This window comes from Pseudomonadota bacterium (genome assembly GCA_036339585.1).
Classification (GTDB): domain Bacteria; phylum Pseudomonadota; class Alphaproteobacteria; order UBA8366; family UBA8366; genus UBA8366.
On the sequence record JAYZAS010000004.1, the window covers coordinates 484,551 to 497,461 of the forward strand.

General features: G+C 45.0%; 13 protein-coding genes and 1 tRNA gene. 9 read left to right on the forward strand and 5 right to left on the reverse strand.

Annotated elements, in window-relative coordinates; translation table 11 throughout:
• The first annotated feature begins 1 nt into the window (after nt 1).
• Complete coding sequence (locus VX941_05255) at nt 2-319, forward strand: DUF3253 domain-containing protein (protein MEE2932815.1); 318 nt, start codon at nt 2-4, stop codon at nt 317-319.
• Nucleotides 312-1,472 carry a YbfB/YjiJ family MFS transporter gene (locus tag VX941_05260; protein ID MEE2932816.1) on the forward strand — a complete coding sequence of 387 codons (1,161 nt, stop codon included), beginning with the start codon at nt 312-314 and terminating at the stop codon, nt 1,470-1,472. Before VX941_05255 ends, VX941_05260 begins: the two co-directional genes overlap by 8 nt.
• 8 nt (nt 1,473-1,480) lie before the next feature.
• Here the strand turns inward: VX941_05260 and folD are convergent, their stop codons facing one another.
• Both folD and VX941_05270 read right to left on the reverse strand, forming a co-directional pair.
• Nucleotides 1,481-2,368, reverse strand: coding sequence for a bifunctional methylenetetrahydrofolate dehydrogenase/methenyltetrahydrofolate cyclohydrolase FolD (gene folD, locus VX941_05265; GenBank protein ID MEE2932817.1), 888 nt, complete (start codon nt 2,366-2,368; stop codon nt 1,481-1,483).
• A 46-nt stretch (nt 2,369-2,414) separates the two neighbouring features.
• The gene (locus tag VX941_05270) at nt 2,415-2,705 is read right to left on the reverse strand and encodes a YggT family protein (GenBank protein MEE2932818.1); all 291 of its coding nucleotides are present in this window, start codon (nt 2,703-2,705) and stop codon (nt 2,415-2,417) included.
• Between the two features lie 163 nt (nt 2,706-2,868).
• On the opposite strand from VX941_05270, the gene VX941_05275 reads away from it, so the two are divergent.
• From VX941_05275 to VX941_05295, 5 genes are all read left to right on the forward strand, one after another.
• Nucleotides 2,869-2,944: transfer RNA gene (locus VX941_05275), tRNA-Ala, on the forward strand.
• A 145-nt stretch (nt 2,945-3,089) separates the two neighbouring features.
• A complete protein-coding gene (locus VX941_05280; protein ID MEE2932819.1) occupies nt 3,090-4,232 on the forward strand; it encodes an alpha-hydroxy acid oxidase in 1,143 nt (380 codons plus the stop codon).
• 128 nt (nt 4,233-4,360) lie between these two features.
• Nucleotides 4,361-5,563, forward strand: a complete 1,203-nt coding sequence (locus tag VX941_05285) for an acyl-CoA dehydrogenase family protein (GenBank protein ID MEE2932820.1) — start codon at nt 4,361-4,363, stop codon at nt 5,561-5,563.
• 314 nt (nt 5,564-5,877) lie between these two features.
• Complete coding sequence (locus tag VX941_05290) at nt 5,878-6,942, forward strand: GTP-binding protein (protein ID MEE2932821.1); 1,065 nt, start codon at nt 5,878-5,880, stop codon at nt 6,940-6,942.
• Between the two features lie 39 nt (nt 6,943-6,981).
• The gene (locus tag VX941_05295; GenBank protein ID MEE2932822.1) at nt 6,982-8,196 is read left to right on the forward strand and encodes a hypothetical protein; all 1,215 of its coding nucleotides are present in this window, start codon (nt 6,982-6,984) and stop codon (nt 8,194-8,196) included.
• Between the two features lie 434 nt (nt 8,197-8,630).
• Here the strand turns inward: VX941_05295 and VX941_05300 are convergent, their stop codons facing one another.
• Both VX941_05300 and VX941_05305 read right to left on the reverse strand, forming a co-directional pair.
• Nucleotides 8,631-9,368 (reverse strand): hypothetical protein, encoded by a 738-nt coding sequence (locus VX941_05300; protein MEE2932823.1) that lies wholly within the window; start codon nt 9,366-9,368, stop codon nt 8,631-8,633.
• Between the two features lie 9 nt (nt 9,369-9,377).
• On the reverse strand, nt 9,378-9,521 hold the full coding sequence (locus tag VX941_05305) for a hypothetical protein (protein MEE2932824.1): 144 nt from the start codon (nt 9,519-9,521) through the stop codon (nt 9,378-9,380).
• A 253-nt stretch (nt 9,522-9,774) separates the two neighbouring features.
• On the opposite strand from VX941_05305, the gene VX941_05310 reads away from it, so the two are divergent.
• Nucleotides 9,775-10,986: a CaiB/BaiF CoA-transferase family protein gene (locus tag VX941_05310; GenBank protein MEE2932825.1), complete on the forward strand. Its 1,212-nt coding sequence runs from the start codon at nt 9,775-9,777 to the stop codon at nt 10,984-10,986.
• Nucleotides 10,983-12,104, forward strand: a complete 1,122-nt coding sequence (locus VX941_05315) for a MaoC family dehydratase N-terminal domain-containing protein (GenBank protein MEE2932826.1) — start codon at nt 10,983-10,985, stop codon at nt 12,102-12,104. The genes VX941_05310 and VX941_05315 overlap by 4 nt, the downstream gene beginning before the upstream one ends.
• Here the strand turns inward: VX941_05315 and VX941_05320 are convergent, their stop codons facing one another.
• Nucleotides 12,105-12,668 (reverse strand): flavin reductase family protein, encoded by a 564-nt coding sequence (locus VX941_05320; protein ID MEE2932827.1) that lies wholly within the window; start codon nt 12,666-12,668, stop codon nt 12,105-12,107.
• Nucleotides 12,669-12,911 lie beyond the last annotated feature (243 nt).

A 12,911-nucleotide genomic window follows, 5' to 3' on the forward strand; every position in this document is an offset into this window, starting at 1 on the left:
CATGAATTCCACAGACGTAAAACCTCCTCCGCAAGAATTGGATCCGATTGCGCAAGCAATTCTGGATTTCTTGTGCTTACGGGATCCAAAAAGTGTCGTGAAGCCGATTGAGATTGCGAAATATATTGTAGAAAAGCGTAAAAATCGCGCCAACGTATCCGGTCTATGGCGCCGTTATTTGCCAGCAGTTCGCAATCAAGCTAAATTTTTGGCTCGGAATGGTCGCATCCTTATAATACGAAGGGGTAAGCCGGCTGACCCAAACACCGTTAAAGGTTTGGTTTATTATCAGTTGGTTGAGCCCACCACTAATGAGTGAACGAGGTTGGTTGCATATAGCAATCGGTGTTTCGGCGGCAATGTGTTTGGCTATGGGATTCGGTCGTTTTTCATACACAATTATGGTGCCGTTGTTAGTCCAGCGTGGCGAATTAACCGAATTTGAGGCTTGGTACGTTGGTGCTTCGAACCTATGCGGCTTTATCGTCGGTGTTTTAATTACTGAACAGGTGCGGCGGCGCTGGAACGTGCCGCTTATTTTGAGAACTCTGATATTTATTTCGGTTGCAGCATTAGCTGCCTCTGCATACGAGGCTGGGTTCTGGTGGCTCGCTATCTGGCGAGGTGTTCTTGGTTTGGCAGTAGGCATAATCATGGTTTTGGGTCTTGCGATCACTACTGCAGTGACCCCAATAGCATTCAGATCACTGGCTACGTCCCTTATTTTTGCAGGAGTTGGGCTTGGAATTTTTCTTTCTGGCTTCACGATCCCTCTTGTCGCATCAAAGGGAAATTTAATCCCATGGCTTGGCATAACAGGTCTTGGTGTTGGCGCTGCAGGTCTAGCGATATGGGGATGGCGTAATCTTGAAGATGTAAAATGCTTTTTCAATAGCAATCATACAAAGACAGAGTTTTCGCGAGCTTGGATAATGCTTCTTTTGGCCCACGCCTGTTTCGCCATTGGTTTAGTACCGCACACTATATATTGGGTTGATTTCATCGCTCGGGAGTTAGGGCTAGGCTTAAACGTAGCTGGCGATCACTGGGGTGTAGTTGGAGTGTGTTCACTGATGGGGCCTGCTGTCGCTTTCATACTGGCGCGACAGGTAGGTACTGCTTGGGCTTTAGTCCTACTGTTTGGTATTCTTGCTGTGGGTATTTCTGCACCAGGCTTCCAAACCAATGCCTCGGTCCTTCTAATTTCTAGCATGACTTTCGGCGCTCAACCTGGTGTCTCAGCTTTAATTGCAGCTCGCGCTAGAGACGTAGGTTGCCTCAACGTGCTTCCTTTGTTGATGCGTCAATTGATTTTAATAAACGGTATTGCTGCCGCTATTGCAGGGGTTTGCTTGCCTGTTTTTTTCGAACAGAACGCAACCTACGGGTCGTTGTTCTGGCTTGCTGGCGGGTTTATGGGACTGGGAGCAGCTTTGTCAGTGCCATGGGACTCTTTTTTGAAATCTGCCTAACTCGTAATTTATGGTTCTTCCACGCTGTGAATCTTACACGCACTTGTCAAGGTGTTTTTCAGCAAGCAAGCTATCGTCATTGGGCCTACGCCGCCCGGTACCGGTGTAATTGCAGCCGCTACTTTTGCAGCTGCAGAAAAATCAACATCACCGACTAGCCGAAAATTACCGGGCTCCCCTTCTTTGGGCACCCGATTTATGCCAACGTCAATTACTGTGGCTCCAGGCTTTATCCAATCGGTTCCTACCATTTGTGGGCGCCCTGCGGCCGCAACTAAGATATCGGCAGATTGACAGAGTTCTCGAAGATTTTTGGTTTTGGAATGGGCAATGGTGACTGTGCAGCTTTCTTGAAGCAAAAGCGCACCCATAGGTTTTCCGACAATATTAGAACGCCCAACGATGACGGCGTGTTTGCCTTGGAGGTCGCAAAACTGATCTTTGAGTAACATTAAACAACCCAAAGGGGTGCATGGCACCATGCCTTTATTTCCAGTAGTGAGGCGGCCTACATTTATAGCATGAAAGCCATCGACATCCTTGTCAGGGTTGATAGCATTTATTATTTTCCCGGAGTCAATATGATCAGGTAGAGGTAATTGCACTAAGATGCCATGCACTGCGGTATCTTTATTGAGATTGTCTATTAGTGATAATAGATCATTTTCGTCTATGTTAGCACTCAGTTTGTTTTCGAAGCTCGCCATCCCCGCTTCAGCTGTTTGCTTCTCTTTGTTGCGGACGTACACTTGGCTAGCAGGATCATCTCCCACTAGGACAACGGCCAAGCCCGGAGTTATATTATGCGTGACTTTTAACTGAAAAACGGCTTCAGCTATTTGAGACCGTAGCCTTTCTGCGTGGGCCTTCCCATCGATTATTTTTGCGTTACCCATGGTTTTACCTTCTTGAAAGTAAATTTCTATCAACGCTATTAGGCAGCTAAAATGGCCAATAGGTAATTAACAAGTTTTCGACGAACCAAATTAGTAAAAGCAATACTACTGGTGATATGTCGATACCACCAAAGTCAGGTAAAAATTGACGAATAGGTTTTAGCAGGGGCTCGGTGAGCCGATACAAAAAACGCCCAATAGCGCTGACGAGGGGGCTATGTGTGTTTACAACATTAAAAGCTACTAACCAGCTCAGAATAACAGATATTATTAGCGCCCATGAATATAGCTTGAGGACAACAAGAATTAGATCAAGAAACGGATTGCCATATTGCATTAGGGGCCAGCCTGCTCGCGATGTGAAATTGTTGTACCAAACTAACCGCCCCCGACGGTTGAGGCAAGAAATGCGATCGATTTTCACCACTCAGCTTGACAGTGAAAGTCAGCCACCTCATAGTTTGCTAACAAGCGTATACATGTGTGGCGTACGTAAGGAAGGGGCCGTAGCTCAGTTGGGAGAGCGTCTGGTTCGCAATCAGAAGGTCAGGGGTTCGATTCCCCTCGGCTCCACCAAAGGTTTTTGATAAAAGGAAGGGTTTTCGGGCCAGCTGCATAGACAGAGCTTTTTGGCTTTAATTCGATGGAAGGCGGTGTGGGGCTCCGGCCGGTTTTCTTCATGAAACTTGATAAAAATTTGGTCGGACTGTGAGGTTTCTATATGGCACTGATTACTTGTGTTGAGGACCAGCGGCAGATTGCTAAGCGCAAGGTTCCAAAAATGTTCTATGACTACGCTGACACGGGTTCGTGGACAGAGAGTACATACAATCTAAATGAAAAAGATTTTGAGAAAATTAGATTTCGTCAGAGAGTTGGAATTGACGTTAGTAGTCGAAGCACCCGGATGACGATGTTAGGGCAAGACCTTCCGATGCCAACGGCCCTAGCTCCGATTGGTATGGCAGGCATGCAGTACCCAGATGGAGAGATACTCTCAGCGAAGGCAGCAGAGGACTTTGGGATACCGTTTACACTCTCGACCATGTCAATTTGTTCGATTGAAGATGTAGCATCGAATACGTCGATGCCATTTTGGTTTCAGCTATATGTGATGCGCGATCGTGCATTCATGAAAAGGTTGATCAGTAGAGCAGAGGCAGCACAATGTTCCGCCCTCATGGTAACGCTTGATCTGCAGATATTAGCACAACGCCACAAAGATGTTCAGAATGGTCTCAGCGCGCCGCCAAAGCTCAATTTAAAAAATTTTTTGAATATTTGCACAAAACCTAATTGGTGTTTTCAAATGCTCAAAACTAAAAGAAGAAACTTTGGAAACATTTTCGGGCACGTCAAAGGTATTGATGATATGTCTTCATTATCTGATTGGGTAACTAGCCAATTCGACCCAAGTTTGGATTGGAAGGATGTGTCTGAAATACGTAGTATTTGGGATGGAAAACTAATTCTCAAGGGAATAATGGATAGAGAGGATGCAATAGCTGCTGTTCAGGCCGGAGCCGACGCGATTGTTGTTTCGAACCATGGCGGACGCCAATTGGATGGCACAATTTCATCAATAGATGCTCTGCCTAGAATTTTAGATGTGGTGGGTAACAAATGTGAGGTGTGGATGGATGGCGGCATACGCAGTGGGCAAGACATACTTCGTGCCGTAGCCTTGGGTGCCACAGGCACTCTTATCGGCAGAGCCTTTTTGTATGGTCTTGGCGCTAGTGGGCAAAATGGAGTCTGCCAGACATTAGAGATTCTCAGAAAAGAACTTGACCTAACTATGGGACTTTGCGGATTAAAGAATTTAGCAGATGTTGATAAATCAATTTTGCATCAATACCAGTGAGGTTTTGTGACACGACAACCAACGGCACCAATTGTGTATATTTTATGACGTTGTTCACCACTCTATTTTATTTATGATGGCCGCAGTGTTTTATACTTAAGAGGTGTTCTGGAGAGAGAGGGAGAGGGATGGGTTTACAGGTATTGAAGCTCCCCGTCGGTACGGATGAGGCGACTGATTACGCAAGCCGGGTTCGTAACTTGAGAGATGAGATTGTATCCTATTCGCCCCAAATAGAGGCGGAAAGAGGAATACCCCAATCATTAATAAATAAACTCCATTCGGCAGGACTATTTAAAATGCTCCTACCTAAATGCTATGGGGGCGGTGAAGTACACCCCGTAACTTTTTTCAAGACGGTGATGGCGCTTGCTGCGTGTGATGGATCTGTTGGTTGGTGCGTAGGTCAGCAGAATGGATGCTCAACAATAGCTGCGGCAGTTAAGCCGGAAGTTGCTAATGAAATCTGGGGCAATGACCCAGTCGGAGCTCTAGCCTGGGGCCCCGGAAAAGGCACTGCCATGCCCGACGGTGACGGCTACCGGATAAATGGCAGCTGGATGTTTGCAAGTGGCAGGCGGCATTGCAGTTGGTTAGGCGCTCAAACAACAGCAGTCCTAGACGAGAATGGTAATGAACAGTTTGATAAAGACAATAAGCTTATAACTCGTACATTTCTTATTCCGGCGAACAAGGTTCAATGGAAGGATATCTGGAATGTGATAGGCCTGAGGGGTACTGCCAGTGATGCATTTACTGTCGAAGATGTCTATGTCCCAAGAGGTTACTCGGTCAAGCGTGATCGAATAGTGGATGTTAGGATAAAAAGCCCACTCTATGCTTTTCGGGCTAAGAATCTTTACGCCGCTAGCTTTGCCGGCGTCGCTCTAGGACTTGCAAGAGGAATTCTCGAGGAATTTAAGGAATTGGCAGCAGAAAAGAAGGGTAAATATGGCAAGACACTACTGATGGATAATGCGGTTGCTCAAGCGGATGCCTCACTGGCCGAGGCAAGAATACGTTCTGCGACGGCGTACATCGAAAGCGAATTTAACGGCATATACAACGATGTATTAACTGGAGGTGCGCTAACACCTGACCAGCGGGTGCGGATTCGCCTCGCTAGTACTTTTGCTATTCAGGAGGCAAAGGCAGCTGCCGATATTGCTTATCATTCGGCCGGTGCTACCGCGATTTTTGCTGCTCAAAACTATGAGCGACGTTATCGTGATCTTCATGCTGTGACTCAACAAACACAGGGCCATAAAGTGCACTATCAAACCGTTGGGTCGTATCTTTTAGGGCATGAGCCAGAGTTGTCGGCAATGTAGAGGATTTATACTTTTCATTAAAAGAATGCTAACACTGATCCCATGTTCAGCAACTATATTATTCCCTTCTCAAAAATTAACTCTGACAGCAAGAGCTAATACAAGCTTTGAACTGCAATTGATCGTGTGTATGGTACGTTAGCCCCACTGCCAGGGTCCTGCAATTTCGACCTTCAGCATTTATCTTCTCAGAAGGGCTAACCGAAACTCGCTTTGATTAAGTGAGTTGCGGATTAAATATAGGTTGTGGAAAAAGCGTCCGCCCACAATTTTTTAGGCTAACAGGAAATTGAGATGCAAATTTCTTATTTAGTATGAGCACAAAGAAACCAATCACTATAATCACGGGCTTTCTTGGTAGTGGCAAGACCTCAGTCTTGAACCATTTGTTGAGCAATGAAAATTTTTCAGACACTGCGGTAATAATTAATGAATTTGGCGAGGTCGGTATTGATCATCTGTTAGTTGATACTTCCTTCGAGGAAGATGAGATTGTTGTAATGCAGTCGGGATGCATTTGTTGCACTATTCGCGGTGACCTTGTTGACACGCTGGCTGATCTTGAGGCTCGAAATAAAAATGGCGATTTACCCGATTTTAGCAGAGTGTTGGTCGAAACCACAGGTTTAGCGGACCCAGCACCCATATTACAAACGGTGATGTCTGAACCATTGTTGGTGGATAAATATTGTTTGAGTGGTGTGGTCGCTACGGTCGATGCTGTTAATGGTAAAGGTACCTTTGAAACGTACTCAGAAGCTGTCAAGCAGGCTGCTGTCTCTGATAGATTATTATTAACTAAGACCGATATCACAGATAATAAAACTGTAGCAAATATGGAGAAGCATTTGGCTCTTTTAAATCCGAATGCTCCATTAGAGCATGTTGTAAATGGGTCGGTCTCACCAGAGCTCATTTTTGGTCTCGGACTATATAAGGTGGGCGGGAAATCAGACTCAGTAACGAAATGGCTCTCTGAAGCCCATGAGATGATTCATGAACATGACCATCATAATCATAGCCACCCCAACGATGACCAGAATCTCAATCGCCACACCTCGGATATCTCAACTTTTTGTTTGAAACGCACCGATCCCTTGCCATGGGAAGGGGTTAAAGCTTGGTTAGAGTCTATCGTTTCCTTATGCGGCGAGAACCTGCTCCGCGTTAAAGGTGTTATAAATATCGCTGAGTATGACACACCTGTTGTTATTCATGGCGTTCAGCATGTTTTCCATCCGCCGATCCGGCTGAATGATTGGCCTGACAAAGACCATTCCACTAGGATCGTTTTCATTACTCGTAATATATCCGAGAGGGGTCTGGAAAAATCGCTTACCACATTCTGTTTAAATGAACAAAATTCAATGTTGGATTAAAGCGATGCAGTTTTAGATTCTAATTATTCTGAGGTTAGAATGAAAAAAGCACTGTCCAAGAACATGAATTTGGTCTCGCATCATTTGTTAAATGGGTTTGGTGGCATGGGTGAAGGCATGTCGATTCAGGTTACTAGAGACGCAAGGCGTATAATGTGGATGGCACATGTATCAGCGCCAAAAAATTTTTCTGCTGTTGACGTTACGGACATAAAGAACCCCAAACTTATCTGTCAAACTGAATTACCACATCAAAGTGTCCGGTCAAATTCGCTAGAAGTATGCGGAGACACTATGGCTGTTGCTTACCAAACGAATAAGCTAGGCGAGCAGCCTGCAGGAATTGAAATGTTTGATATTTCGGTCCCTGACGAACCAAAAAGCATTGGATTTTTTGATACGTCAGGTCCAATGTCTAAGGGAGTACACCAGGTCTGGTATGTTGATGGCGAATTCATTCATTGTGCTGGCGCTGACCCATACTTCAACGCACGCTTGCCAGAAAAAGATTATCAATTTTACCAAATCATAGATGCAAAAGACCCTACGAATATGAAAGAAGTAGGTCGTTGGTGGATGCCAGGTCAATGTGAAAGTGACGAGGAGCCACCTAATTTGCGGGAGCCGAAATATAACGCTGGCTGGCGGCCCCATAACACGAATGTTTACCCTGAACGGCCGGATAGGGCTTTTATAGGGTACATAGACGGTGGTGCTGTAACGTTAGATATTACTGATATGGCGAATCCAAAAATGATTGCCAATTGGAATCCGTCACCGCCCTTTCCCGGATTTATTCATACAGTAATGCCAATGTTTGAACGGGAGCTTTTGGTTGTAAGTCATGAATGTAATAAGCTCGGCGCAGAGGACTGGCCAAAGGTTACATGGGTACTAGACAATCGCCATGAGTCAAATCCCGTTCCCCTTGCGATTTTACCATTACCTCCATTCGAACAATTTGGCGGTCGCCCGGGCCGCTTTGGTGCCCATAATTTGCATGAAAATCGCCCGGGTCCCTCATTCCGTTCCGAAACTCTTGTGATTGGCAACTACTTTAATGCCGGGATTAGAGTCCATGACATATCTAATCCGTTTCGGCCTGAGGAAGTGGCCTTCTATGTTCCGGAAGACCCTGAAAACTCACGTGTCGGAGAAATTCAGATTAACGACGTTTATGTTGATGAGAATCAGATCGTTTATGCAATGGATCGTTTCGGCGGAGGGCTCTACATTCTTGAAATGGATATTTAGATCATTTGCAGTAGCAATATAAGTTCAAGAGATGGAGAAACACAATGAGCAAGGCTTAATCCAAAAATATGCGTCTCATAGCCCAGCGCACATCGAATGGTCTGGGTAATATGGATGAAGGGATTTCAATGGAAGTCACTGCCGAAGGAATACGTACGATCTGGTTGGGTAATGAAACCCCCTAAATTTTACCCATTATCGATGTAATAAAAAGCAATAATCCGAAAATGGTTTTGCAAACCGAACCTCTTTATCAGCATGTCAGATCTAACACATTTGAACTGAATACTATTGCTTATTCGGTATTAGAATCCCCCGAAGAATTGCGTGTGGGCAAAATCCAAATAAATGTTTTTACATTGACGAGCGCTAGGTTTTTTGAGGGACAGAACGGGTTTCTGCTGGTTTGCATATTTTGTTGGTGGATATATCGATTAAAAATCAAGATGACGGGAACACAGGATTTTTGAAATTTCTGGTTTGAAAGGACTTTTTGGAAGCACTTCGTCATACCAGAATAAATGGAAAGGTTTAGGTAGAATTAATGCCAAGTAAGCACTGCGATCTCTGATGAGCTTCGCACTTTCGGCGGATATTATTACAACGCCGTTTTTGTTTAATGCCTCTAGCTCAGCTTGGCGGGCTCTTGTCTGTGTCTGAAAATCGATTATGTCCACTGCTATTAGAGTTTTCCCTGTCCAAAAAATGAAATCCATGGGAATGAAAGTCTTCGTTTTGGTTGCCAAGTGAGCACGAGGCAAAGGACGCAGGGCGGAAAATGACCAATCCTCATAAGTATAAATGCCATCGTAGGGCGCTAAATCTTTAGTGAGGCTGACCTGTTCTTTCTCCAGCGAGAGTCTGATGAAATCGAAATAGGCTTCGACAAATACATGCTGAGTTTTTCTCCAAAGGTCGCAGAGTGCATGAGAATAGTTTTGCAGTGCTGCAAGGCTAGTGAAGGCGTCGCTCTGTGTGCCGAGATCGCGGGAGACACGAAAATCATAAGGCCCGTGGTGCAGTCTGAGCGCTGGAGTTGCAGAAGTGTTGAGCCTGAACAAATTAGTTGGTACCGACCCACTCTCAGCTTCTCTTTGCGACCCTATTGATTTTAACCTTTCGGGGTCAGCGGTTCCAAAAGGTATGATTAAATTATGGGGAGGTTCGGCCATCACCACCTATTAATCTATGGCGGCATTGACCGCTAGCACAATGTCTTTTGCTGATAACGCCATCGAATGCTTCCTTAGTATTTCATCTTTCCAAGCCATCCCTGCGTTAAGATGGCGGTCAGCAGGGCGCGCACATTCTCTATCTTCCTGCAAAGTCTCTATACGCTAACTACCCTTCAAGTGAGTATGCACTGTTAAAAAGTCTAAATCTATTTCGGAAAACTTTTTTCCTAAGCCCCAGTTTTACGGAGTAATCACGTCCATCTTCTAAATAAAAAAGCCAAAAACGTAAATCTGAACAAAAATTAATTTCGAAAATGCATTTCAGTTGAAATACAAAAGTTTTCCAAGTCTACAGTATAATTCATTGTTGGTTATTCAGGGCATTTTTTTTTATAATCGGGATATGGCCGAACAAGCGTTCCCGAAGGGCCCTTTGAGTGGGCTTCGTGTGCTCGACCTTAGTCGAGTGCTTACTGGACCCTTTTGCACAATGGTTCTGGCTGACCTAGGCGCAGAGGTTATAAAACTTGAAGAGCCTGGGTTGGGAGATCAGACTCGAACTGTTCCACCCTTGGTGAATGGTGAGAGCCATTATTTTATGGCTATAAACCGGAACAAGAAAAGCATAGTTGTTGACCTTAAAAGCGATGAGGGTCGTGAGATAGCTCTGTCACTCATTGGCGCATCGGATATACTAATCGAAAACTTCCGCCCAGGCGTTATGGAACGCCTTGGACTTTCTTATGAAAAAATACAAATTAATAATCCTGAGCTTATCATTTGTTCAATCACTGGCTTTGGCCAGGATGGTCCGATGGCTCATGCACCGTCTTTCGATCTGGTCACACAGGCACTCAGTGGCATAATGAGTATTAACGGTGAGAAGGATGGTCCGCCCACTAAAATGGGTATCCCGATGGGAGATGTGGGCGGAGGTTTGTGGGCGGCAATTGCAGTGTTGGCGGCACTGCAGCATCGAAACACAACAGGCGAGGGGCTACATGTAGATCTGAGTTTACTGGACGGCCTTGTTGCACTCTTGGGCTATTTAGCCGAGATCTTTCTCATTACAGGAAAAAGCCCGGGAAGAGTAGGCAGTGGACATCATTCCATTGTTCCTTATGGTCGTTACCCAGTTAAGGATGGGCATATAGTTCTCGCTCTACATGTAGGACCTTTCTGGAGAAAGTTTTGTCATGCAGTTGAGCGTCTTGATCTTTTGAAAGATACAAGGTTTAAGACAACGGCCGATAGACAGAAGAATAGGGTCGCTTTAGAATCTATAGTTTTGGAAATTCTTTCAAAAAAAACGTCAGACGAATGGTGTGATCTTTTCAGTGCTGCCGACATTCCGAGTGGACCGGTACTTGATATCGGTGAGGCATTAAGCCAAGCCTCCATCACTCATCGGGGTTTGGTAAAGGCGATAAATAACCCTAAAGCGGGAGCTATAGATGTTGTTGGGAGCCCTATCCAATTTAGAGGAGCGTTTGAAAATGAGCCGTATGCTTCCTCAGCTACGCTTGGTCAACATACCAACGCCATTTTGTCTGAAATACTAGGCTATGAAGAAGAGGAACTATTAAGGCTGAAAAATGACGGTATTATACAATGAATGATACATACGGATCCGCTACGGATGAGGAGTTAGCCCGGCTGCGTGGAAAAATCGGTGAGCGGGTTGAAATTTCAGAGCCGCCTTACTTAACAGAGGTGACACGAGATGCAATCCGACATTGGGCATGGGCAACTGGCGACCGAAACCCTCTTTACCTTGATAACGAACACGCCGAGGCTTCACCTATTGGAAAAATAAGCGCACCACCATGTATGCTATACGGGTTCAGTAAGATGTCAATCGGTTATCGTGGGGGACTGCCGGGCGTTCATTCAATGTTTGGTGGCACTCATTGGCGCTGGAAGAAGCCCATACTCTTAGGTGCACATATCTCCGCAGAGGTAACGTTTAAAGAATTAACAGAATATCCTAGCCGTTTTGCTGGAAGAATGTTCAAACAGTCTTCTCATATTAAATATAAAGATGAAATGGGAGTAGAGGTGGCTAACTCCGATAGTTGGGGAATGCGTACTGAGCGGGTGAAGGCACGCAAGAAAGGAAAATATAAAAAACTCGAGCCGGAGTTTGTTACCCAGAATCAGTTGAAGGATGTAGCCGCGGCCTATGACGAAGAGATCCCAAGAGGGAAAAAACCTCTTTATTGGGACGATGTAAGGGAGTCTGAATTCATACCAGGAATTGTGCGTGGACCGTATTCACCTACAGTTGCTGTTTGTTTCGAACAGGCTTGGGGCGGGCTGTTCATAAAGGCGCATTCGTATTGGTTCGATTATCTCAAACGTCATCCTGCGGCCGGAATATCCAACGCTTATGGTGTACCAGAACCGCCAGAAGCAGTTCATTGGGATTCTCTCTTGGCTAAGTCAGTTGGTGTTCCTGAAGCTTATGACTACGGTCCAGAAAGAATTTCTTGGTTAGCTACTATGCTAACTAACTGGATAGGTGATTCTGGGTTTTTAGAGGAATTCTATTGTGAAATTAGACGGTTCAACTTGGTAGGTGATGTCACTTTTGGTGAGGCGCAGGTAGCACATAAAGAAAAGAGCAACGAAGATTTGGGTCGAATTAGACTAAATGTATTGGCAAAGGACCAACGTAATCAAACCACTGCAAAGGGTTGGGCAACAGTCCTTCTGCCATATAAACCTCAATAATTAGCTCCACCGCAGGACATCAGTGAAAGCAGTTTCGCCAGTAGTTTTATCGTCAGGCAATTCGGCAGCTATACAATATTTTCCAGCGCTATAGATAAGTGCAGCCCCTTCCCGATAACTCAAGCTTTCAACGCGGCCTATGAATAATAAATGATCTCCACTTTCGATAGTGCGTTCGGTAATGCATTCAAAAGCTGCCAAATGATCGTCAAGTATCGGGCATCCGACTTTACCGCGATGCCAAGTAATTCCATCAAATTTGTCCTGCGCACTTTGGGCAAATTGATTTGAAATTGAGCGTTGATGAGCACCTAACACATTAATTGCGAAGCGACCCGCAGATAGAAAACCCACTCGCGAGGGGGACTCATTTGTCAAACTCCAGAGCACAAGTGGTGGGTCTAGCGATAGAGCTGCAAAAGAGTTGGCCGTAAGTGCCTCATTGACACCTTCGACGGTAGTCGTAGTGACGACCGTGATCCCAGTTGCAAAGCGACCTAACGCATTTCGTAGCTCGCGTTGATCAATTTGGCCGGTTTCCGATGATGTAATTTTTTTGGCCATTAACCTCGAATCCAATTACTTAATTCTCCAGACCAAACCAACACATTTGTCGGTTTGGCGCAATAATCAACCCGGATAGTACAGGTTAATTTGTATCAATCCTTTTAATGAATTTTGCCTTGAGAGAAACAACACCAAACAATGATTCATGATTTTACATAAGGAGACTCAACCAGCCATCATACACTTACAATGAAAAGTGAATAGTTTTCTAGCTATAAATTGACACAGCATTGAGCCGTG

Bases quoted from the DNA above. Each gene is read 5' to 3' on its own strand.
- VX941_05255 (MEE2932815.1), top strand. From the start codon at position 2: ATGAATTCCACAGACGTAAAACCTCCTCCGCAAGAATTGGATCCGATT.
- VX941_05260 (MEE2932816.1), top strand. From the start codon at position 312: ATGAGTGAACGAGGTTGGTTGCATATAGCAATCGGTGTTTCGGCGGCA.
- folD (MEE2932817.1), bottom strand. From the start codon at position 2,368: ATGGGTAACGCAAAAATAATCGATGGGAAGGCCCACGCAGAAAGGCTA.
- VX941_05270 (MEE2932818.1), bottom strand. From the start codon at position 2,705: ATGCAATATGGCAATCCGTTTCTTGATCTAATTCTTGTTGTCCTCAAG.
- VX941_05280 (MEE2932819.1), top strand. From the start codon at position 3,090: ATGGCACTGATTACTTGTGTTGAGGACCAGCGGCAGATTGCTAAGCGC.
- VX941_05285 (MEE2932820.1), top strand. From the start codon at position 4,361: ATGGGTTTACAGGTATTGAAGCTCCCCGTCGGTACGGATGAGGCGACT.
- VX941_05290 (MEE2932821.1), top strand. From the start codon at position 5,878: ATGAGCACAAAGAAACCAATCACTATAATCACGGGCTTTCTTGGTAGT.
- VX941_05295 (MEE2932822.1), top strand. From the start codon at position 6,982: ATGAAAAAAGCACTGTCCAAGAACATGAATTTGGTCTCGCATCATTTG.
- VX941_05300 (MEE2932823.1), bottom strand. From the start codon at position 9,368: ATGGCCGAACCTCCCCATAATTTAATCATACCTTTTGGAACCGCTGAC.
- VX941_05310 (MEE2932825.1), top strand. From the start codon at position 9,775: ATGGCCGAACAAGCGTTCCCGAAGGGCCCTTTGAGTGGGCTTCGTGTG.
- VX941_05315 (MEE2932826.1), top strand. From the start codon at position 10,983: ATGAATGATACATACGGATCCGCTACGGATGAGGAGTTAGCCCGGCTG.
- VX941_05320 (MEE2932827.1), bottom strand. From the start codon at position 12,668: ATGGCCAAAAAAATTACATCATCGGAAACCGGCCAAATTGATCAACGC.